Raw genomic sequence first — 22,284 nt, forward strand, 5'->3', positions numbered from 1 at the left:
CATGTCAAAAAAGAAAATATACTGGTTAGTAGGTATCCTGGTTGTAGCCATTACAGTTTTAATCGTGCTGAAAAAAAATGGAACTATCGGTAATAACGATGAAGGCGTAGCTGTTGAAACTGCTGCGGCAGATGAAATTACAATAGTGGAAACGGTTTCGGCTACCGGAAAAATACAACCCGAAATAGAAATAAAAATATCTTCTGAAGTTTCCGGTGAAATTATTGCCTTGCCGGTAAAAGAAGGTCAAGTAGTTAAAAAAGGAGACTTGCTGGTAAAAATCAATCCGATGCTTTATACTTCAGGATTGAATCGTTCGGTTTCTGAATTTTCAGGAAGTAAAGCCGGTTTGAGTCAGGCCGATGCCAATTTCAAAGAAGCCAAAGCCAACTACGAAAGAAACAAAACATTATACGACAAAGGCATCATTTCAAAATCGGATTGGGACAAAGCTATTGCCTCTTTTGAAGTAGCTAAAGCCAGTAAAGAATCAGCTTATTTTAATGTGCAAAGCGCCTCCGCAACGGTAAAAGAGTCTAAAGATAATTTAGGCAGAACCACTATTTATTCACCGGCAGACGGTACAATTTCTTCTTTAGGAGTTGAATTGGGAGAGCGTGTTTTAGGAACCCAACAAATGACGGGAACCGAATTATTACGTGTAGCCAATTTGAACAATATGGAAGTAGAAGTGGATGTGAATGAAAATGACATTGTAAAAATCAGCGTGGGCGACAGTACTAAAATTCAGGTAGATGCTTATTTGAAAAAAGAATTTAAAGGAATTGTAACCAGTATTTCCAATTCAGCCAGTACCGCTACTAGTGCAGATCAGGTAACTAACTTTAAAGTGAAAGTCAGAATATTAAAAGAATCGTATCAGGACTTAGTGGAAGGTAAACCGGCCAGTTATTCGCCGTTCCGTCCCGGAATGACTGCTACGGTGGATATCATTACCAAAAGAAAAGAAAAAGTTATTGGTGTGCCAATCAGCTCGGTTGTTGTAAAATCAGACACTGCTGCTACGAAGAAATTTGAAGTAAAAGAGGTAAACGAAGGCGAAAAAGTCAAAGCCAAAAGTGATAAAAAATACGAATGTGTTTTTGTAAAAGTGGGCAACAAAGCTAAAATCAGAGTGATTAAAACCGGTATTCAGGACGATACGAATATTGAAGTCATCTCCGGATTAAAGAAAGGCGATGTTGTTATTACAGGGCCTTATACCACGGTTACCAAAGATTTAAATTCGGGCGACAAGGTAACCTCAAAAAAGGGATCGGAGAAAAAAGATAAAAAAGGCGACAGTTCGATTACCGTTTCAACAAATTAATTTAATCGCAAGTTGAGTTACATTCTTAATATAGAAACGGCAACTAAAAATTGCTCGGTGTCTTTGGCTAAAGACGGAATAACGGTTTTGTATCAGGAAATTGCCGAACAAGGGTATTCGCATGCCGAAAAATTGCATGTGTTTATTGAAGATATTTTAAAAAAATCACAAGTCAATTTTCAGGAGATTAAAGCCATTGCCGTCAGTAAAGGGCCCGGTTCTTATACTGGTTTGCGTATTGGTGTTTCTACAGCTAAAGGCTTGTGTTATGCTTTGGGAATTCCGTTGATTTCGGTAGATACGTTGCAGGTTCTAGCCCAACAGGTTTCGGTTGAAAACGGTTTAATTGTTCCCATGCTGGATGCAAGAAGAATGGAAGTCTACAGTGCTGTTTTTGACAGTAATCATCATAAAATAATGGAAGTCCAGGCCGAAGTCTTAACCGATAAAAGCTATGCCGACATCACTGAAACTATATATATTGTTGGCGATTGTCAGGAGAAATGCCAAACAGTCTTGACAGCGGCTAATTTCAACTTCCTTCCTGAAGTTATCTTTCCTTCCGCCAAAGAAATGAGCGCTTTGAGTTTTGCCAAATTCCTCCAAAATGAATTTGAAGATGTGGCCTACTTTGAACCCTTTTATCTGAAAGATTTTATGCTCCCGACTAAGAAATAATAATCATTATTTCCCTCACTTAAACATGGGATTGAATGATTATATTTTAATCAACCTATTTTAATTCTCTTCTATATCAGATCTTTGCTGAAATTATTCTAACAGTTAAATAGTTTACTTATTTAGCTGTTTTTTTTGTTTTTTTTTGAAATTTTAACAAAATGTACACTTTTTGTGTAGTAAAATTCAATCGTAACTTATTAAATTTACAATACAAATCCCAAAAGAAAGATAATTGGTATTGCTGTGGTTTACCTCCACAATGTGACACGCAACAAAAAGTAATCTCTTTTGTTGTGACATTTTCAGATTCTGAAGTTTATTTAGAGAGTTTGTTGGTAAGCTTCAGTGGAATCAAACAAACAAAAAAAGCAGCCTTACCTTAACATGTTTTGGAAGACAAAAGATAAGACTGCAAATAATTAAAAAATTATAAACAAAAGTATGAAAAAATCAATACTCGGCATAATGGCCACAGTTTCTTTTGCCTTTAGTGCATTAGCCCAAGAAAATAACCCATATAATAAAGTGGGAGATGACTTTTTAGGAGCCTATAAAGTTGTATCAACAGATTACAATAATGGAAAAATTACAGACATTAACCAGCAATTGTTAGATAATTATTCTGAAAAGTTATCGTTAGGTTATTCAGTTTCGTTGGATAACTTTTCAGAAATTGTCCGAAATGTTACTAATTCTGATAGTGAAGAGGTTATAAAAAAAGCAAACTTATCAGACTATTCAAAAGAGATTTTACTGAAATCTTTAAAGACAGCTGACGTTAAAGATCTTGTTGAGGATGTAAACAAAAGTGATATCTCAAAAGCTGAAAAAGAAACGGTTTTATCCACTTTAGCAATCTTGAATGCTGTACACACAAATCCACAAGTATTTTCAAACGACGCTAATAGATGTTGGGTGTGTTGGGTTACTGTTGGTGCCGTTATCGGAAATGTGATTTGTGGAATTCCGTGTGCAATAATTGGAGGAGGTATTGGAGCCATTATTGGAGGTCATGAAAAGGATACACAATCCGATAAGAGTAATCCATATAATAAAGTGGGAGTTGATTTTGTTGCCTCTGTTAAGATTTTGAAAAAAGATTATAATGAAGGTAAGATTAAATCAATTGATAAAGAGACTACTGATTATTATCTTGGGGTCTTACCTCTGAAAGCTGAAATTAATGAGGAAGTTACAGCTGCAACAGTTAATGCAATCAAGACATCTAATTTTAAAGAAGTGGTGATGAACTCAAAGCTAAGCGAATTTTCAAAAGAGATTTTATTAGCATCCCAAACCAACTCTCCTGATTTTTCAGGTTTAGTTCAAAAAGTTAAGAATACTAAATTACCCGAAACGGAAAGTCAATTGGTTTTAACTTCATTGGCAATAACCGAAAACTTAAACCAAACATCTGCCTTGAGTAGATGTACGGTGAATGGTGGAACAGGGCCAAATCCTTGTGAAGCAGCAGGAGCCATCACCGGGTTAATAGTAGGACATGCTATATGTGGTCCACTTTGTGGCATTGCAGGATCAATAATAGGAGCTGTTTTTGGCTCTTTTAAAGATTAATTCTTTAGTTTTTATGAAGTATAAATTCGCCTTTTTCGTTTATTTATTTTTGAATATATCTTATGGTCAAGCTTTGCTTCAAGGTACTGTTGTAGACAAAGAAACAAAACAGCCTTTAGCTTTTGCTAACTTAAGTATAAAAAACACCAACATCTATGTGATGTCTGATGTTAATGGTAAGTTTACTTTTACCAATGTTTCAAAAAATGAAGTCATAGTTTGTAGCTATGTCGGATACGAAATAGGCGAATTTCAAGTTAATGAAGAAAACAGTAAAAAGGTGGTTTTTGAATTAACATTATCTCATAATGAATTGCCTGTAGTTGTTGTAAATGCTACGGATTATCTTGCCAATCAAATTATAACTAAGGTTATTGCCAATAAAGAAAAAAATAATCCCGAGCATTTAAAATCATTCCAATATTCAAGCTATAACAAAATCATTTGTGATTATAAATCGTTATCGGAGAATAAAAATGACAGTATAAAATTCAGGAAAAAAATAAAAGAAAGTCATTTTTTTATGATGGAATCAGTAACGGAGCGGAAGTTCATGAGCCCTGATTTGAGTAATGAAGTAGTAATAGCTACAAGAGTGTCAGGATTTAAAGATCCTACCTTTGCTTCTATTGCTACCGATTTTCAGCCGTTCTCCTTTTATAATGATAATATTAAATTTTTCAATGTGAATTATCTTAATCCCATCAGTAAAGGCAGTATAAAGAAGTATAAATTTCATATTGAAGATACTTTAACTAATGAAAAAGACACCATTTATATCATTTCTTATAAACCAAGGGCTCACAAGAATTTTGATGGTTTAAAAGGGTTGTTATACATAAATACCAAAAAATATGCTGTTCAAAATGTCATAGCATCGCCTGCTGAAAAAGGGAGGATTGATATTAAGATTCAACAGAAATATGCTTTAAACGATGAGGAATATTGGTTTCCGGAACAATTAAATTTTGCTATACAACTCAACGATTATCCAAATCCAAAAAGACCCTTAACACTTGACGGGAAAACTTATATAACCAATGTTAAACTGAATTTGCCTCTGGATAAAAAGCAATTCTCCAATCAAGTTGTGGTGTTAGACGAGCATGCTGCTGCCAGAGATTCAGTGTTTTGGGACAAACATCGTGTTGAAAGTTTGAGCAGTATTGACAAGAAGACTTACCGCGTCATTGACAGTATAGGTGCGAAAATGAATTTTGACTCCTATTTGTCTATTATGGAAAAGCTGATGCAGAATAGATTTCCTCTGAAATATGTAGATATTGATTTATCAAAAACTTTGATGGTCAATAAATATGAAAATTTAAGAATTGGAACAGGTTTTTATACCAATGATCGTTTTGCTAAAAAAATCAGTATAGGTGGTTTTTTGGGGTATGGGATAAAGGATGAACAAGTAAAATACGGAGGCGAAGTTATTGTCAAAGTTTCCAAAAAAAATGAATTCAATCTTGGGCTTCAATATCAAAATAATTTAATTGAAACCGGGTATCTGGGGATTCAATCATCCCTGAACGATTTCTTTAATTTCAGAAAGTTTATTGGCTATCAATACGATCAATTTAATCAGATTGGAGTTTCCATTCATTTCAGAAGTTTTAATTATTTTCTTTGGGATTTAAGGTTGAATCAAACCAAAACGAATCCGAAATATAATTATGAATTCAACAATGGCAGTCAAAGTTATACCGGATACAAAAACAGCACTTTAGATTTAAATCTAAGATTTGCTTATAAAGAAAAATTTATTAGTTCTTTAAATCAAAATATTAGCATCGGAACCCAATACCCAGTGGTTTTTATTTCTTACTCTAGAGGCTTCAAAAATCTTTTCGAGGGCAATCTTAATTACAATAAAATAGAGTTGGCTATAGAACAGTCGGTATTTACTAAAAATTTGGGAACAACAACTTACAGGGCTGAAGCAGGATATGTTGATCAATCACTACCTTATGGATTGTTGTTTACAGGAGAAGGGAGTTATGATAAAAGTGTTGTGCTGATAATGAAAAATACTTTCCAAACGATGACACCGTATGAGTTTTTATCTGACAAATACGTTAATTTGTTTCTCTCACATAATTTTGGCGGATTGCTTTTTAAGAAAAATAAATTTCAACCAATTTTATCCTGGCATAACAATTTGGGTTGGGGAGCACTTTCTGATTTAACGCATCACAAATTTGTCGCATTTAAAACCAAAACCAAACTCTTTTTGGAAACCGGACTTCAGGTGGATAATTTGATTAAGATAAATTGTCTTAACATAGCCAATATAGGCTTTGGCGCCGGAACTTATTACAGGTATGGTTATTATGCTAATCCGGAATTTAAAGACAATCTTGTTTTCAAATTCACATTAAATTTTTCCATAAAATAAAAATCATGAAACCGGATTTTATAAATGCAAAACAGTCTTGCTGTTGTTTGCTGACACTTTTATTGCTTTTTACTTTCGACGCCATTTCTCAAAACAGTATTGATAATTTAAAATTTGAAGACAATACTGTTTATCTTTTCAGCAGAGGCACCAAGACAAAGTCGGGTTTGATTGCTAAAAAATTCAATTCAAATGATCGTTACATAACTCACGTAGGCATAGGGTTTGTCGAAAACAATAAGATGAGAATCTACAACGTGATTGATTGTGATACGACCAAGACCGCATTGGTAATTGATAATTTGAAGTCATTTGTTTGTGAAAAAGCATATTATCTGAGTATTTGGAAATGCAAAAGCAACAAACAAGAGTTTTTGAAATTAAAGAAAATATGTCATGAGTACAGCAGTAGGAAAGTGTATTTCGATTATTCGTTTAAACTTAATGAAAAAGACAACATTTTATACTGTTCGGAATTTTGCTCAAGAGTACTTAAGGTTATCAATTCAACTAAATTCAACTTCCATCCCAAAAAAATGAAGCTGGAATCATTTTACAGAGCCGTATTGAGCAGAGATGAATTACTCTATTATCCGGTTGATTTTTTTCAGGAAGGTAAACTTTTTTCAAAAATATTTGAAGCTAATTTTAATGCAGAAAAAACATGAAAAAATATTTTTTATTACTTATAGTATTGCCATTGGTGTCATTTTCACAGTCTGATTTCGAGAAAACCATTCAGGCCGGAAGTGTCTTAGTTAATGGACTGAGTTTTTTAAAAGGGAATAAATCTTCAGACAATAAAACCGTTTTGATGCTGTGTATTAAAAACAAATTGTCCGATAAGATTACATTTAAAATAACCGGAAAGGACAAAGAAGATAATGATGTTAAAAAAGATATGGTCATACAAAACAACGGCAAAGAATGCCTCTTCGAAATACCAAAAGGGGTATACACTTACGAAGTAATACTGGCAAATAAAGATACTTTTAAAAAAGGCGAGTATAAGTTCGATGAAGACATAACAATTACCATCAAAAAAGACGAGTAAAGTGTTATGTAAAACCACAACTAAAAAAAGCTCATTTAAATAATGAGCTTTTTTAATTTATTCTTTGGTTACTTCTCTAACATAAGGCTGAATCACAATTCCGGCCGAATCAAAAGCTTCTTTACAGTTTTCTAAAATATCCGAGCACATATCGCCAAAGTCGGCGTTTTTTGACCAAGGTTTAATAGATAAATGTATAGCAGAATCACTCAAATCTCTTACCGATACTGTTGGTGCCGGCGTTTTTAAAACTTTTGGATGGGCTTCCATCACTTGTAAAACAATTTCTTTGGCCGTTTTTATATTGGTTTCATAAGAAAGCGAAAATAGCAAATCGGCTCGTCTCATTCCTGCCATCGAGTAGTTGATAATCGTTCCGTTGGATAAATTGCCATTCGGAACAAAAATGGTTTGGTTGTTTCCGTTAATTAATTTGGTTACAAAAATTTGAATTTCGCTGACTACTCCAACAACTCCCTGCGCTTCAATAGTATCACCTACACGAAAGGGTTTGAACAAAATAATAAGCATGCCACCGGCGAAATTAGATAACGAACCTTGTAATGATAAGCCTACCGCTAAACCGGCCGCCCCTAGTATGGCAACAAATGAAGAAGTTTCGATGCCTAATTTTGAAATGAAAGTTACAAACAACAGAACTCGCAGCGCCCAAAGTAAACTATCGGCTAAGAACTTAGATAAAGTAGGGTCGAGTTCTCTTTTCAGCATAATCTTTTTGGCCAAACGATTGATGATTCTGATAGCATACAACCCAACAAAAAGGATGATAAATGCCGAAATCAATTTGGGGGAATAATCAATTAACGCTCTGATAAATCGATCTATATATTCTCCGAACGAATGAATATAATGCAGTTCTTTCTTTTCCATATACTACTAAAAAAATCCCGACGAATCGGGATAATTAGGGTGCAAAAATAATGATTTAAGTAATTAATCAGCGTCTTCTTCAACGCGATTTGTGACAGTTTTAACAGCTTCTTCAGCATTCTCAGAAGCATCGTCAGCAAAGGCACTTACTTTTTCTTTTACAGTTTCTTCAGCGTTATCGGTTAGTTCGCTTATTTTTCTTTAGCGCTCTCTACCACGTTGTCTATGGTATCAGCAGCTTGAGGAACGTACTCGCTTACTTTTTCTTTGGCCGTTTCTACAAATTCTTCTACTTTGTCCATCATTGGTTCTGCCATTTCTTTTACTTTTTCTATGGCTTCTTCTGCAAAATTTTCAGCAGTATCAGCAGCTTTTCCTTTGGCGCCGCCGAATAAATTTTTAAAAAAATCTCCAAATCCCATGATTGTTAGTTTTATGGATTAATAATAACAATAGTACAAATTTTTTCTAAGATTTCGCTTGGATTTTAGTTATAATTTCTTCAAAATCAGTCGTTGGAAGGTTGCAGGTTCTGTTTTGACACAAGTAAAATAAAGTTTCAGTTTCCGAAAAGCGATTTTCCAAAAACGGAAGTTTTGATTGCTTTGTTGAGCCGGCAACGATGAGATTAGGTAAATAGGTTTGGTTGAGTTTTACCAAATAATCGAAAGCAGTATCGCCACAAACCGCCAGTTCTTTATTTTGTTCCGAAAAATTTAAATACACATTTAGCCAATTCGAATAAGCGGAAGGATAATCAATCGTCGGGATTATGTTTTGTGTCATTTGTTGGCAGATGGTTTCATAATAAGCATTATTAAAATAAATACTCAAATGAAACAAATTGCTGGCCATAACCGAATTGGCTGACGGAATCACATTATCTTCCACTTCAAAATGAGCCGTAATTAAGTTCTCCTCCTTTTGGGAAGTAAAGGAAAAAAATTGAGCCTTTGCATCATAAAAATTATCAAAGCAATAATCCGTCAACTGTTTGGCATGTTGCAGCCAACTCTCATCCAAAGTAGCTTCGTATAATGTGATGAATCCTTGAATCACATGAGCATAATCCTCTAAATATCCTTGGATGGTAGGAGTGCCGTTTTTATATGTTCGGAATAAATGGCCTTCTTCGCTCCATACTTTTTTTATGATAAAGTCAGCATTTTGCAAGGCGATGTCTAAATATTTTTTTCGTTCAACGCTTTATAGGCTTCAGTAAAACCTTTGAGAATAATGGCATTCCATGACGTCAGACATTTGTCATCTAATCTCGGCTTGCTGCGTTTTTCTCTTTCTTTATACAGTTTTTGTTCCCAGGATTTTTTCTTTTGTTCAAGGGTTTCCAAAGAAATATTTTGCTGTTGAGCAATTATTGCTAAAGATTGATTTTGAATTAATACATAATTCCCGTGTTCCCAATGCCCGAAAGGATTAATATTAAAAACGATAGCAAACAAATCATAATCTTCCGAAAGAATAGCTTGCAATTCCTCTTTTGTCCATACATAAAAAGCGCCTTCTTCCAGATGGTTTTCGGCATTCAAACTGTCGGCATCAAGCGCGGAATAAAAACTTCCCTCTTTAGTGAGCCATTCTTTTTCGATGAAAGACAAGGTTTTTTCAATGACTTCTTGGTACAATGGGTTACGAGTTAATTTGTAAGCATTGGCATAAAGTGATAGCAGTTGGCCATTGTCATAGCCCATTTTTTCAAAGTGTGGTACATGCCATTTCATATCAACAGCATACCTCGAAAATCCGCCGTCAAGCGTGTCAAATAATCCGCCATGAGCCATTTTGCTAAGTGTCAAATCAACAAAATCCAATAGCGACTGATTGTTGGTTTGATGACCGTAACGAAGCAAAAATTCGTAATTGTTGGGCATCATAAACTTGGGAGCACGAGCCATGCCGCCGAATGCCCAATCAAAACTTTTTTGCCATTTTTCTATGAGTCTTTCTAAAATTTCAAAGTTAAATGGGGTAGCCTTGTGTGTTGGAATTATGCTCAAGGATTGTAAGCCGTCGTGCAGCTTTTCGGTGTAGTCTAAAATGGTTTGCAAGTCATGTTGGTATAGCTCCTGAAGTTTTTCGAGGGCATTAATCCAATCGTTTTTTCGGAAATAAGTACCTCCCCAGATGGGTCTGCCATCCGGAAGCGCCACTACATTCATAGGCCAACCGCCTTGACCGGTCATGACTTGTACGGCTTTCATATAAACGGCATCAATGTCAGGACGTTCTTCGCGATCAATTTTGATGTTAATAAAATGTGCATTCATCACTTGAGCTACTTCGTCGTTTTCGAAACTTTCGTGTTCCATAACGTGGCACCAATGGCAGGCTGAGTATCCAATGCTAATAATGATGAGCTTGTTTTCTTTTTGGGCTTGTGCCAAGGCATTTGTGTTCCAGGCTTTCCAATGCACCGGATTTTTGGCGTGTTGTAACAGGTATGGACTGGTTTCAAGATGTAGTTCGTTCATGATTGTTTTTTTAGCCCCGATTGTAGTGGAAATCCTTTTTGTTTTTGGACAAAAAGATTGCAACGAAAAGCGGGAATAGCTCCTAAAATTGATTAAAAAAGCGCCCGAAATAGGGCGCTTAAAGATACTTTTTTATTTTGAATGTGGATTATCCGTTCAAGGCTTCTACTATGATGTCTTTATCATTTAACATATCTTTCAACATGTTTTCAATACCGCTTTTCAGGGTGAATGTTGAGGAAGGACAACCGTTACAAGCTCCTTGCAATACTACTTTTACTCTTTTGTCGGCATCGTTATAGGAATCAAAAAGGATGTTCCCGCCATCGGCAGCTACGGCTGGTTTTACATATTCTTCTAAAATATTGATGATTTGTTGGGAAGTGGTGTCGAGATGGTCAAAGTTTTTAATTTGTTGTTTTTCCTGTTTGCTGTCGTTTTCAATCAGGGTGTCATCTAAAACAGTACCGCCGTTTTCAATAAATTGTTTGATAAAGGTTCTTAGCTCAAGCGTAATTTCATCCCACGAAGTGCTGTCGTATTTAGTGACTGAGATGTAATTTTCGGCAATAAAAATCTCTTTAACAAAGTGAAATTTAAATAATTCTTGTGCTAACGGGGAGGCTTTGGCTTCGTCAATGTTTTTGAATTCGGCCGCAGTTTTGGTTAATGCTTTGTTGATTACAAATTTCAATGAAGCCGGGTTGGGTGTGGTTTCGCCGTATACGGTTATCGGTTGTTTTTTAATTGGATTTTCATTTGGCAACACAATTACACCACCGTTGTTTACATAGTTTTCAATTTGTTCGGCAACAGCTTCCTGAACATCAGACCATTCCACTATACTAAAGCGCTCGATGGCGATAAAATTACTTGAAATGTATACGGTTTTTACGAAAGGAAGATAGAATAGTTGCTGAGCCAAAGGAGAGTTTTTAGCTTCGTCAATGTTCTTATATTCAAAGCTTTCGTTCTGCGTTATAAAATCGGGGAATTCAAATTTAAGAATAGTTGGATTTTGAGTTTCTTTTATAGTGATTTTCATAGCGATAGTATATTTTTTTGCAAATTTAACAAACTTATTTTCTATGAATACTTATATTTGGACATTTAAACAACAAATTAACATATTGAAGCGTTTTACTAACAGAAAACGTCCTAACAAAATTGCACACATGAAGCGAATACTACTTCCCCTTTTTTTATTCTTGATAGGATATAATTCCTTCGCTCAACCTATTACTACTAATACAACGACCTATACTATTCCTCAGCTTGTTCAAGATGTTTTGTTTGCCGCTCCGCCGGATGATGGAGGCTCAGCTTGTGTGGGAACGGTTAGTAATATAACCTGGAGAACAGATGCGGGAACCAACTTGCCAAATAATAACAAGAGTATTGGTTATTTTCAAAATACGAATCCCAATTTCCCTTTAAGTAAAGGGATTATCATGAGTACCGGATTTGTTGCTAATGCTCCAGGACCCAATACAACAACTCAAGGCAATGGAATATGGGGGACAGATAATGACTTGTTTAATTATATTGATGGGTTGAACATAGATACCGGATTGACCGATTATAATGATGCGACTGTTCTAGAGTTTGACTTTACGCCACTCACTAATACAATGAGTTTTGACTTTTTGTTTGCTTCAGAAGAGTATGGTACGTTTCAATGTTCCTATTCGGATGCTTTTGCTTTCTTTTTAACTAATGTAACGGCAGCGACACCGCCAACAAATTTAGCTTTAATCCCTAGTAGTACTACACCTATTTCGGTAGTTACCATAAGAGATAATGCCTATAATAATAGTTGTAGTTCAGTAAATCCTTTATATTTTGGTAACTATAATGGAGGAGCCAATGCTGCTTCTGCAGCGACCAATTTTAATGGAGAAACGGTTTTGATGACAGCTAGTTCAACAGTAATACCAAATAATGTTTATCATATTAAATTGGTTATTGCAGACAGAAATGATAACAATTATGACTCTGCGGTATTTTTAGGAGGAGGAAGTTTTAATATTGGTTCACCTACTATTGATGGGGTTGGAGATTATGCAGGTTTAAATAGTTTTTCAGGTCCTGATGCGGTTTGTGGTTCTGCAGCAGTTACGGTGCAAGCCGGTGCTGTGCCAATTTCCGGTGTAACTTACAGTTGGACATTAGACGGTGACCCAATTGTTGGAGCTACTACCTATAGTTATACTATGACAGATGCTGGGAATTATTGTGTTACCTTAACGTATCCATCAGGTTGTTTTCAAACCGATTGTACGCTGGTAGAGCATATTCCTAGTCTTGCAATTGGTAGTGCGGATGATTTATATGCTTGTCCTTCATCACCTACTTTTAATTTAACACAAAACACAGTTCCTGTTTTAAATGGATTGAGTACCAATCTCTCGTATCACCATTCGTTAGTTGACGCTCAAAATTTGTCAGGATCGATTTCAAATCCCGCAAATTATATTGGATATGATGGTGAAGTAATTTATGTTGCTGTTGAAGATCCTTCCACCCCATGTATTACAACAACACAATTTACATTACACCTACAAAATTGTTTCACTAATCCAACCGCAGGGACACCACCCAATATGATTCAGTATGAAACAACGTTAAATTCAGGTGTTTCAGCTTTTAATTTAAATTCGCAAACCGCAGCTGTTTTAGGATCTTATAACCCAGCGGATTATACAGTTACTTATTATCTTACACAAGCTGATGCTGATGCCGGAACGAATCCCATTGATCTTAGTGTGGATTACATAAACGGATCTAACCCTCAAACTATTTTTATCAGATTAGAAGAAAATGCCGCGCCAGCGGGCTATTATGCTACAACAAGTTTTAGCTTAATAGTAGTTGCATTGCCAACGGTTTCGATTTCCGGAACGATTTCTATTTGTTCAGGAACTACAACCACTATTACTTTTAACGGGACACCAAATGCTGATGTTACTTACACGGTTGATGGCGGCCCAAATCAAACCATAACTTTGAATGGTGCAGGGACGGCAACTCTTCCTACCCTGTGTTAACTGCTACTAGTACTTATGACTTAGTTAGTGTTTCCCAAACAACTGCTGCCGGTCCTACCACACAATCTGCTTTAGGTTCTGCTGTTGTTACAGTTATTCAACTGCCTACGGTAAGTATTTCAGGAACAACTTCTATTTGTTCAGGAACTACAACAACAATTACTTTTACCGGAACACCAAATGCCGATGTTACTTATACGGTTGACGGTGGACCAAATCAAGTTATAAGTTTGGATGGTGCCGGTGCTGCTACCATTATCACTCCGGTATTAACTACTCCGAGTACTTATACATTAGTTAGTGCAACAACAACTGGAACACCATCATGTTCACAGCCACAAGCCGGTTCAGCTGCAATAACTATTACAACGCCACCTGTTATTACTAATCCAACTCCTTATATAGTTTGTGATGATAATGAAGATGGTATTTCTTGTGCATTTGATTTAAGCACTAAAGTAAATGAAATTACCGGAGGAAATCCTAATCTTGTAGCTGACTTTTATGAAACCCCGACTAGTGGTATTGTATTGCCATTAGGGACTTATTGTAATATTGTGCCGGATGCTCAAACCTTATATGTTAAAGTTTATGATGTCAGTTCTCCATCTTGTTATGCGACCACCACATTGCAGTTGATTGTGAATCCTCATCCAATTCCAAATCCTGTTATTGCGGATTATGTATTGTGTGATTACACTACTTCGGGCGATAATGTAGAGCAGTTTGTGCTTAACAGTAAAGATTTAGAGATAGCCAATGGACAGAGCGGGGTAGTGGTAAGTTATTATCTTACTCAGGCCGATGCGTTAAGTCAAACGAGTCCACTGCCTAATTTATATACTTCCGGTACACAACAAATATGGATTAACATCCGTTATACGGCTACGGGCTGTAATGCGGTTAGTTCGTTTAACCTGATTGTGAATCCACTGCCGATTGCTGCGACACCACCAACGCTTTATGAGTGTAGCAATGGCGCTACCAATCAGGCGTTATTTGATTTAACACTAAATGAAGGTAATGTTAATGCTTCAGGCTTAGTGACCTTTACTTATTATACTACTTTGGCCAATGCTCAAAGCGAAGTGAGCCCTATTGGTTCGCCGGCCAATTATTTAGGAACCGACAACCAAACGATTTACATTAGAGTAGAAAATACAGCCACTGGTTGTTATGTTACCACAACTCAATTGTTACGAGTTACCCAGGGTCCTGTGGCCAATACACCACCGGCATTACAGCTGTGTGATCCGAACAATGACGGTATTGTAGTTTTCAATTTAGAAGATGCTACTGCTTTTATTGCCGGTACACCAAATCCTTCGAGCTTAGGAGTGACGGTAACGTATCACGAAACCCCAACGGATGCCATAACAGGCGCCAACCCGATATTGATTCCTTACAGTAATATCTTTAACTGGACACAAACCATTTATGTTAGAGTATTTTACACCTTAACAGGCTGTGCGAATTATGTTCAACTCCAACTAATTGTCAATCCAACACCTGAGGCCGTAAGTCCAACGGATTACCATTTGTGTGATTACACAGGTGCCGTAGGGTATGAGGCCTTTGATTTAACGACCAAAGTACCTGAGATTTTGGGCAGTATTAACCCTGCTTTGACTTCGGTAACTTTTTATACCTCACAAACGGCTGCTGAAACCGCTACGGGTGCTATCTCGAATGTGACCAATTACATCAATGGTACGATAGATACCCAAATGTTGTATGTTCGAGTAGAGACTATTGCTACGGGTTGTTTTGATATTGTAACCTTAACTTTAGTGGTTGATCCGCTACCGATTGTTCCTCCGATTAGTTATCCTCAGTATTCGCTTTGTGATGATAACAATTCGGGCAATTGTAAAGAGGTATTTGATTTAGGCTCTAAGGTAGCCGATATCTTGAACGGACAAACGGGAATGAGCGTTACGTTCTACCCGAGTTTAACCGATGCTCAGAACAATACCAATGCCATCAGCACTTTGTTGTATGAGAATGTATTGCCTTGTGTTCAGACCTTAGGTATTCGCATTACCAACCAAGCCACCACTTGTTATGTTATCTCCACGATGGATATCCGCGTGAACCCACTACCGACACCGGTTCCACCAACAGAGCCGTTAACGGTTTGTGACGATAACCAAAATGGTATAACCTGTGATATCGATTTAACAAGCCTAACTCCGGATATCTTACAAGGAGCGGATTATGATATAACCTACCATGAGACCCAGACTGATGCCGAGATTGGAGGTACTACCATTCCTAATCCGTCAAGTTACTGCAACATCACTAACTTTGTGCAGATTATTTATGTGCGTGCAGAAGACCCAATCACAGGCTGTTACAGTGTTATTCCAATAGAGCTTAACGTAAATCCAAGCCCTGTTAAACCGGTTACTATCCCGGATTTGGTGACTTGCGACCAAGACAACAACCCACAGAGCGGCAGTACTATTGTTGATTTAACCAGCAAAACGGCCGCTATCCTGCTGCTTCAGGCACCAAACCCGGCAAGCAATTACACCGTTACGTATTATCTCAGCCAAGGCTTGGCCGATGCCGGCACTTCCCCGATTATTAATGCCGCTACGTATTTTGGTAGTGACACCCAAGTTATTTGGGTTAGAATAGAGGATAATGCAACGGGTTGTTACGCTTTAGGTTCCTTCCAATTGGTTATCAACAAACCATTATTGTTAATCACACCGCAACCACTGAGCAAATGTGATAATGATACGGCATCGAACAATTTGTATTACACTTTTGATTTAACGGTAAAAAACACCGAGATTAATCAAAATACAGGCTATACGGTTACGTATTACCCAAGCCTTGTGGATGCTCAGAACAATACCAATGTGATTACTACCCCGAGTGCGTATACCAATACCTCTGCGGCAGTACAAACCCTTGGCGTTTTGGTCACCACCACAGCAGGATGTAAAAGCATCACCACCTTAGACATCAGAGTACTTCCGGTACCTACGCCACAGAGCAACAATATTCCGGTATTGGCCGCGCAGTGTGAGGATGCTCCGGGTAGTGGTGTGGCTCAGTTTGATTTAACCCTGAATGAGGCTTATATAGCCAATGGCGATACCCATGTTGATTTCCATTACTTCCCAAGTCATGCTGATTTGGAAGCCAATACTAGTGAGATTTTAAATCCGACTACGGCCATAGTGGGCGACCCAAGTATAGCCGGAACGACCATCAATCAGGTGCAGTATGTCTATGTAGCAGTGACCAGTGATGTCTCTACGGATTACACCGGTAGAAAATGTTACAAAGAAGTACAACAAGGCTTTATAGTTAACCCATTACCGAGTATCAGTGCCATAGCGGATTATCAAATCTGTGAGGCCGACCCATCGGGAGTGAATGACGGTATAGAGGTTTTTGATTTAACGACTCAAAGTGCTGCTTTACTGCAAGGGAATCAAACCACACCGGTATCCGCTTACAGTGTTGCGTTTTATGAAGATGCCGCCTTAACAATACCGATAACAACGCCAAATGCGTATACTAACCTGACTAACCCTCAGACGATTTATGTGGAGATTACCAATACCACCACAGGTTGTAAGAGCGGTATGGGCAGTTTCAATATTTTGGTTAATCCAAAACCAACGATTAACTACACCATGGCCGACATGAAAGAGTGTGATTATGACGGGAATAACAACGGCACGATGCTGTATACACAGAACCCAACAAGCCCACTAGCTAGTTTAGCGGGTTATGAAGCCGACATCTTAGGGGCAACACAAACAGCGCCGACGTATATCGTAGAGTTCTATTACAACAGTCAGGCAGATGCTGAGGCAGGGAACTCGGGTAGTGCTTTGACTAATTTAGATACGTATGAAGTACAAACAGGTACCTATTGGGTACGTGTTGAGAATACTCTAACGGGTTGTTATGAACTGGATTCATTTGATGTAGTTATAGAGAAACTGGCCGAGCCGGTGATTACCAGCAACACGGGCAGCAATATTGCTTGTGTACGATGGAACCAGACGACAGTGAACAACAATTTAATCTTGAACAGTGGCATCACGGCACCGGGCTATACCTTTAACTGGTATGCCAATAATCAACCGGTGGTTGGAGAGCACGCCAGTACACTAAATATAAACAATATAGCCCTTACCGATACCCATGTGGTGTATACGGTTGAGGCGGTTAGTTTATCTCCAATGTTGGGTTGTACTTCGGACATTACGGCGCTTTCTACCTTTGATGTTATTAAGTCGGGCCCTGCGGATAATATCACCGCTACGGTAACCAATGCCTTTGCGGAGAATCAAATCATAACCATCACCAATGACGGTTATGGAGTGTATGAATACAGTTTGGATGACGGCCCGAGACAAACCAGCCCAATCTTTGAGAATGTTTCCTTAGGGAACCATACAGTGTATGTTTGGGATGTAAGAGACCCGAATGGCTATTCTTGTGGAGTAGAGTTTATCAAAGACGTACAAACGATAGATTACCCACATTATTTTACCCCGAATGGCGATGGGTATCATGATACTTGGAATATAACTGGATTAGGTTTTCAAGGTAACGCAAAAATTTATATATTTGACCGCTATGGTAAACTGTTGAAACAAATCAGTTCTAAAGGTACTGGTTGGGACGGAACGCTCAACGGTCATCTTATGCCGGCAGACGATTACTGGTTTACGGTAGATTATTTTGAACAAGTATCAGCCAAACAATTTAAAGCCCATTTCTCATTAAAAAGATAGTTAAAATGAATTTTAAAAAATTTTATTTATTCGCAGTTCTAATAGTAGCACAATTTTCATATTCACAGGAAGGATTGCCTGTCTATTCCGATTATCTGTCTGATAATTATTACTTACTTCATCCTTCTATGGCAGGAGCAGCCAATTGTGCAAAGCTAAGACTTACCGCCAGACAACAATGGTTTGGACAGGAGGATGCTCCTGCGCTACAAACCATTAGTATGAACGGTTCAGTAGGGGAACGTTCCGGAGCTGGAATTATTGTTTTTAATGATAAAAACGGTTACCATTCGCAAACAGGACTAAAATTGACTTATGCCCATCATATTATGTTTTCTCGTGATAATGTTGACTTAAATCAATTGTCATTTGGTATGAGTGCCGGTTTTGTACAAAGTAATTTAGATGAAAGTACATTTTATCAAAATAATCCAACGTATGACCCAAATGTTTTTGGCTCAATTCAAAAGGCTTCTTATTTCAATGTTGATATAGGTGCTTCTTATAATTTCCTTGATTTTTATGTTCATTTCACAGTTAAGAATGCTTTGGCGAGTGACAGAAAATTATATACCGATAAAGAACCGGTTAATTTAAGAAGAGCTATCCTTAATGCCGGATATACATTTGGTGACCCGGATGCTATACTTTGGGAGCCTTCTATGATGTTCCAATTGGTTACACAAACGCAAGAGAAAACGATTGATTTGAATTTGAAAGCATACAAGGAATTGGATTTTGGGAGACTATGGGTGGAATATCCTACCGTAGAAGTTTAGACGGAGCTCAATATGTAGAAGGAAATTCAGTTGCCGATCAAAAACTACAGTATGTTACTCCGATTCTTGGGGTTAATTTTAAAAATTATATGTTTGCCTATACTTACTCATATTTACTAGGTAATGTAAACTTTGATAAGGGAGGTTTTCATCAAATAACATTAGGTATTAATTTATTCTGTAAACAGGAGAAATACCACTGTAATTGTCCTGCTATTAATTAATTCAAATACTTGTCCCGATTTATCGGGACAATTTTTTATGGTAATAAAATCTGTTAACGGAAAAACTCCGCAAATCCCGGAAGATTGTTTTGTGGCTGAAAATGCTACCATTGTTGGCGATGTCGTTTTAGGGTCGCTTTGCAGTGTATGGTTTAATGCTGTAATTAGAGGTGATGTTCATTACATTAAAATTGGCGATAAAGTCAATATTCAGGATGGTGCCATTATACATTGTACGTATCAAAAACATCCGACAGAGATTGGGAACAATGTTTCTATTGGACATAATGCGATAGTTCACGGTTGTAAAGTGCATGACAACGTATTAATTGGAATGGGAGCCATAGTGATGGATAATTGTGTAATTGAGAGCAACTCGATTGTGGCTGCGGGTTCTGTGGTTACGCAGAATACAGTGGTTGAATCGGGGAGTATTTATGCGGGGATTCCGGCTAAGAAGGTTAAAACTATTGACCAATCAGATTTTGCCGGAGAGATTGCCCGTATTTCCAATAATTATGTGATGTATTCCGGTTGGTTTAAAGACGAATAAAGAATGCCTTCAGTTTGATTCTAGCCCCGATGGGAGCAGTTACCGTGTAACGCGGACAGCGGGAAAATGGTTTAAAGAATGCCTCAACGATTGGCTCTTAAAAATCGTTTACTATAACGGGATATTTATTTTCCAATATTTCACTCAATACTTTTGGATCTGCATTGGTATAAAATGTTGTTTTTGCCAAATGATTTTCAGCATGCAGACCAGCTTTTTCCAGTAATATATTTTTGGTTTGTCGGGCTACGGCTTCGCCTGAATCGATAATTTTGATGTCTTTGGGCAGGATTTTTTGTATCTGCGGAATCAAATAAGGGTAATGGCTGCAGCCCAGCACCAAATAGTCGATATTAGCGGCTATCATCGGTTGGAGGTACAAGTGGAGCAGTTCATTCATTTCGGGCGAATTGATGCCTCCGTTTTCGATCAGAGGGACAAGACCGTGACCAATTTGTTCAATGATTTTGGTGTCTTGAAATTTTTCGGCAGTTTGGTGGAATAGTTCACTGTTTAAAGTGCCTTGCGTGGCTAAAATTCCGATGACATGTTTTTGTGAATTAATGGCGGCGGGTTTTATGGCTGGTTCGATGCCAATGAAGGGGATGTCATATTTGGCGCGTAATTCTTTGATGGCATTGGTGGTGGCCGTGTTGCAGGCTACGACTATGATTTTACAATTTTGGTGCAAAAGGAACTCAGTATTTTTTATGCTGAGTGCAATGATTTCTTCTTTTGATTTTTGACCATAGGGAGCATTTTTGCTGTCGGCTAAATAAATAGTGTCTTCGTGGGGAAGTAATTCATGGATGGCAGACCAGATGGAAGTGCCGCCGATGCCCGAATCAAAAAGGCCAATGGGATTATTGTTTGTCATAAAACAAAAGTAAAAAAAAACTGCTCAAGTCGTTGAGCAGTTTTATATAGTATTTCAATTCAAATTAGAATCCTAAATCTTTCTTTACATCAGCGGTTAAGTCCGGACCGTCAGCTAAAAGTAAATCGGCAACGTTTAATACGTACTGGTATCCTTTCGCTTTACCTACTTTAGTGATAGAAGCTTTGATTTTATCCATTAAAGGTTTTACTAAATCAGCTTCTTTCTTTTGCAATTCTTTTTGAGCATTATCTCTGTAATCGGTAATACGCTTTACCAAATCCTGAACTTCTGTTTGACGGGTTTGGTTAACGGCGTCAGTTACAGTTGAAGCTTCTTGGTCGTATTTTTTAATTTTATTTTGATATTCTTCTGCCATGGTTTTGTATTCGGCATCATAAGTAGCGCTTAATTTTTCCAATTGTTTTTGAGCATCCAACATCGCTGGCATTTTAGAAATTAACTCATTTACATCTACGTGTGCCGTTTTAGCTTGCGCATTGATAGTATGACATGTTCCTAAAAACAATACAGTAGCTATTAGTAATGATTTCAATCGTTTCATTGTTTTAAAAGTATTAATTAATTATTATTTTATTCTGTTTTTGGTGTGCTGCTTTTTTCTTCTTTGGCTTTTTTAGCAGCTTCTCTGTCTTCTAGGACTTTTTTTCTTTTTTCTTCGGCCGCTTTTTTTCTGTCTTCAAGCAATTTTGCTCTTGCGGCTGCTTTAGCTTCTTTAGTGTTTTCGGCACTGGTGGTGTCGGCTGTTTTTTTATTTTCAGAAGGTGTTTTGTCTTCCGTTGTTTTATCACTAGCAGGAACCGTGCCATTTTTTTTCGCAGCCTTAGCATCTAACAACGCTTGTCTTTTTGCTTCTTGATCAGCTTTCTTTTGTTCGGCTGCCGCTTTTTTATCAGCAATTAGTTTTTCACGAGCTGCTTTCTTTTCGTCTAATGCTTTTTTACGAGCCACCAAGGTTGGATTTTCGTCTTCTACATCTTCCTGATATTCTTTTTTCTCTTGCTCTTTTAATTGTTTTTGCTTAACTGCTCTCTCTTCTCAGCTCTTGTTATCGCTCTTACCACTTGATCACTGATGTCGTGTCTTTTGGCTGCAAACAACATGGTCAAATCCGAAGACTTGTCAAATACATAATCGTATTTTTTTACTTCGGCAATATCTTGCACTGCTGTAAAAACCTGATCTTGAATTGGCTTTACCAATACGGCTTTTTGGGTAATTAAATCACCATCAGGGCCAAATTTTCGCTGCTGAAAATCTAAAAGTTCGTCTTCCTGAAATTTAATTTCTTCTTCACGTTCGTCAATAAGTTCCTTAGTAAGTAAGGCTCTTTCTGTTTTTAACGCATCTTTTAATTTTGCAATTTCTACTTTTTTAGCTTCAATATCCTGCTTCCACTTTTGAGCTTTTTGTTCTAATTGATTTTTAGCTTCGGCATAATCCGGCACATTTTGTAGAATATATTCCATGTCAATGTAACCTATTTTTATCCCTCTTGATTGGGCATTGGCTTTAAATCCTAGGGATAAAAGAAGAAGTGATATTGCAAAATATTTTTTCATACGATTATGATTTAGAAATATGGTACCAAAT

The 22,284-nt window shown here is 37.2% G+C and carries 18 protein-coding genes and 1 pseudogene; 10 read left to right on the forward strand and 9 right to left on the reverse strand.

Features of this window, described 5'->3' with window-relative positions; translation table 11 throughout:
• The first annotated feature begins 1 nt into the window (after position 1).
• The 6 genes from GUU89_RS06230 to GUU89_RS06255 all read left to right on the forward strand — a co-directional run bounded on the left by GUU89_RS06230 (position 2) and on the right by GUU89_RS06255 (position 7,041).
• Entirely contained in the window at positions 2 to 1,330 is a 1,329-nt protein-coding gene (locus GUU89_RS06230; protein ID WP_162127113.1) for an efflux RND transporter periplasmic adaptor subunit, read from the forward strand.
• 12 nt (positions 1,331 to 1,342) lie between these two features.
• On the forward strand, positions 1,343 to 2,008 hold the full coding sequence (gene tsaB / locus GUU89_RS06235) for a tRNA (adenosine(37)-N6)-threonylcarbamoyltransferase complex dimerization subunit type 1 TsaB (RefSeq protein WP_162127114.1): 666 nt from the start codon (positions 1,343 to 1,345) through the stop codon (positions 2,006 to 2,008).
• A 444-nt stretch (positions 2,009 to 2,452) separates the two neighbouring features.
• Positions 2,453 to 3,586 carry a hypothetical protein gene (locus tag GUU89_RS06240; protein WP_162127115.1) on the forward strand — a complete coding sequence of 378 codons (1,134 nt, stop codon included), beginning with the start codon at positions 2,453 to 2,455 and terminating at the stop codon, positions 3,584 to 3,586.
• Between the two features lie 13 nt (positions 3,587 to 3,599).
• On the forward strand, positions 3,600 to 5,987 hold the full coding sequence (locus GUU89_RS06245) for a DUF5686 and carboxypeptidase-like regulatory domain-containing protein (RefSeq protein WP_162127116.1): 2,388 nt from the start codon (positions 3,600 to 3,602) through the stop codon (positions 5,985 to 5,987).
• Positions 5,988 to 5,992: 5 nt separating this feature from the next.
• Positions 5,993 to 6,655, forward strand: coding sequence for a hypothetical protein (locus GUU89_RS06250; protein ID WP_162127117.1), 663 nt, complete (start codon positions 5,993 to 5,995; stop codon positions 6,653 to 6,655).
• Positions 6,652 to 7,041: a hypothetical protein gene (locus tag GUU89_RS06255; RefSeq protein WP_162127118.1), complete on the forward strand. Its 390-nt coding sequence runs from the start codon at positions 6,652 to 6,654 to the stop codon at positions 7,039 to 7,041. Before GUU89_RS06250 ends, GUU89_RS06255 begins: the two co-directional genes overlap by 4 nt.
• A gap of 57 nt (positions 7,042 to 7,098) precedes the next feature.
• On the opposite strand, the gene GUU89_RS06260 is transcribed toward GUU89_RS06255, so the two are convergent.
• The 5 genes from GUU89_RS06260 to GUU89_RS06275 form a co-directional block, all read right to left on the reverse strand.
• The gene (locus tag GUU89_RS06260) at positions 7,099 to 7,932 is read right to left on the reverse strand and encodes a mechanosensitive ion channel family protein (protein WP_162127119.1); all 834 of its coding nucleotides are present in this window, start codon (positions 7,930 to 7,932) and stop codon (positions 7,099 to 7,101) included.
• Positions 7,933 to 8,123: 191 nt separating this feature from the next.
• Entirely contained in the window at positions 8,124 to 8,354 is a 231-nt protein-coding gene (locus GUU89_RS06265; protein ID WP_162127120.1) for a hypothetical protein, read from the reverse strand.
• Positions 8,355 to 8,400: 46 nt separating this feature from the next.
• Positions 8,401 to 9,105, reverse strand: coding sequence for a hypothetical protein (locus GUU89_RS15285; RefSeq protein WP_317163862.1), 705 nt, complete (start codon positions 9,103 to 9,105; stop codon positions 8,401 to 8,403).
• A gap of 8 nt (positions 9,106 to 9,113) precedes the next feature.
• The gene (locus tag GUU89_RS15290) at positions 9,114 to 10,421 is read right to left on the reverse strand and encodes a thioredoxin domain-containing protein (RefSeq protein ID WP_317163863.1); all 1,308 of its coding nucleotides are present in this window, start codon (positions 10,419 to 10,421) and stop codon (positions 9,114 to 9,116) included.
• A 148-nt stretch (positions 10,422 to 10,569) separates the two neighbouring features.
• Complete coding sequence (locus tag GUU89_RS06275) at positions 10,570 to 11,466, reverse strand: NifU family protein (RefSeq protein ID WP_162127121.1); 897 nt, start codon at positions 11,464 to 11,466, stop codon at positions 10,570 to 10,572.
• Between the two features lie 130 nt (positions 11,467 to 11,596).
• Between GUU89_RS06275 and GUU89_RS06280 the strand changes: the two genes are divergently transcribed.
• From GUU89_RS06280 to GUU89_RS06295, 4 genes and pseudogenes are all read left to right on the forward strand, one after another.
• Positions 11,597 to 13,468, forward strand: coding sequence for a choice-of-anchor L domain-containing protein (locus tag GUU89_RS06280; RefSeq protein WP_162127122.1), 1,872 nt, complete (start codon positions 11,597 to 11,599; stop codon positions 13,466 to 13,468).
• On the forward strand, positions 13,462 to 18,237 hold the full coding sequence (locus tag GUU89_RS06285; RefSeq protein WP_162127123.1) for a T9SS type B sorting domain-containing protein: 4,776 nt from the start codon (positions 13,462 to 13,464) through the stop codon (positions 18,235 to 18,237). The genes GUU89_RS06280 and GUU89_RS06285 overlap by 7 nt, the downstream gene beginning before the upstream one ends.
• A 5-nt stretch (positions 18,238 to 18,242) precedes the next feature.
• Positions 18,243 to 19,240: pseudogene (locus GUU89_RS06290) on the forward strand (PorP/SprF family type IX secretion system membrane protein).
• A gap of 37 nt (positions 19,241 to 19,277) precedes the next feature.
• On the forward strand, positions 19,278 to 19,793 hold the full coding sequence (locus tag GUU89_RS06295) for a gamma carbonic anhydrase family protein (RefSeq protein ID WP_162127124.1): 516 nt from the start codon (positions 19,278 to 19,280) through the stop codon (positions 19,791 to 19,793).
• Positions 19,794 to 19,890: 97 nt separating this feature from the next.
• Here GUU89_RS06295 and murI read toward each other — a convergent pair whose 3' ends face one another.
• From murI to GUU89_RS15300, 4 genes are all read right to left on the reverse strand, one after another.
• The gene (gene murI / locus GUU89_RS06300) at positions 19,891 to 20,670 is read right to left on the reverse strand and encodes a glutamate racemase (RefSeq protein ID WP_162127125.1); all 780 of its coding nucleotides are present in this window, start codon (positions 20,668 to 20,670) and stop codon (positions 19,891 to 19,893) included.
• 64 nt (positions 20,671 to 20,734) lie between these two features.
• Positions 20,735 to 21,235 carry an OmpH family outer membrane protein gene (locus GUU89_RS06305; protein WP_162127126.1) on the reverse strand — a complete coding sequence of 167 codons (501 nt, stop codon included), beginning with the start codon at positions 21,233 to 21,235 and terminating at the stop codon, positions 20,735 to 20,737.
• Positions 21,236 to 21,264: 29 nt separating this feature from the next.
• The gene (locus tag GUU89_RS15295; protein ID WP_317163864.1) at positions 21,265 to 21,642 is read right to left on the reverse strand and encodes a hypothetical protein; all 378 of its coding nucleotides are present in this window, start codon (positions 21,640 to 21,642) and stop codon (positions 21,265 to 21,267) included.
• 56 nt (positions 21,643 to 21,698) lie between these two features.
• Positions 21,699 to 22,253: an OmpH family outer membrane protein gene (locus GUU89_RS15300; RefSeq protein WP_317163865.1), complete on the reverse strand. Its 555-nt coding sequence runs from the start codon at positions 22,251 to 22,253 to the stop codon at positions 21,699 to 21,701.
• Positions 22,254 to 22,284 lie beyond the last annotated feature (31 nt).

Origin of the sequence: Flavobacterium phycosphaerae (assembly GCF_010119235.1) — a bacterium.
GTDB lineage: Bacteria > Bacteroidota > Bacteroidia > Flavobacteriales > Flavobacteriaceae > Flavobacterium > Flavobacterium phycosphaerae.

Bases quoted from the DNA above. Each gene is read 5' to 3' on its own strand.
- GUU89_RS06230 (WP_162127113.1), top strand. From the start codon at position 2: ATGTCAAAAAAGAAAATATACTGGTTAGTAGGTATCCTGGTTGTAGCC.
- GUU89_RS06240 (WP_162127115.1), top strand. From the start codon at position 2,453: ATGAAAAAATCAATACTCGGCATAATGGCCACAGTTTCTTTTGCCTTT.
- GUU89_RS06245 (WP_162127116.1), top strand. From the start codon at position 3,600: ATGAAGTATAAATTCGCCTTTTTCGTTTATTTATTTTTGAATATATCT.
- GUU89_RS06250 (WP_162127117.1), top strand. From the start codon at position 5,993: ATGAAACCGGATTTTATAAATGCAAAACAGTCTTGCTGTTGTTTGCTG.
- GUU89_RS06255 (WP_162127118.1), top strand. From the start codon at position 6,652: ATGAAAAAATATTTTTTATTACTTATAGTATTGCCATTGGTGTCATTT.
- GUU89_RS06260 (WP_162127119.1), bottom strand. From the start codon at position 7,932: ATGGAAAAGAAAGAACTGCATTATATTCATTCGTTCGGAGAATATATA.
- GUU89_RS06265 (WP_162127120.1), bottom strand. From the start codon at position 8,354: ATGGGATTTGGAGATTTTTTTAAAAATTTATTCGGCGGCGCCAAAGGA.
- GUU89_RS15290 (WP_317163863.1), bottom strand. From the start codon at position 10,421: ATGAACGAACTACATCTTGAAACCAGTCCATACCTGTTACAACACGCC.
- GUU89_RS06275 (WP_162127121.1), bottom strand. From the start codon at position 11,466: ATGAAAATCACTATAAAAGAAACTCAAAATCCAACTATTCTTAAATTT.
- GUU89_RS06280 (WP_162127122.1), top strand. From the start codon at position 11,597: ATGAAGCGAATACTACTTCCCCTTTTTTTATTCTTGATAGGATATAAT.
- GUU89_RS06295 (WP_162127124.1), top strand. From the start codon at position 19,278: ATGGTAATAAAATCTGTTAACGGAAAAACTCCGCAAATCCCGGAAGAT.
- murI (WP_162127125.1), bottom strand. From the start codon at position 20,670: ATGACAAACAATAATCCCATTGGCCTTTTTGATTCGGGCATCGGCGGC.
- GUU89_RS06305 (WP_162127126.1), bottom strand. From the start codon at position 21,235: ATGAAACGATTGAAATCATTACTAATAGCTACTGTATTGTTTTTAGGA.
- GUU89_RS15300 (WP_317163865.1), bottom strand. From the start codon at position 22,253: ATGAAAAAATATTTTGCAATATCACTTCTTCTTTTATCCCTAGGATTT.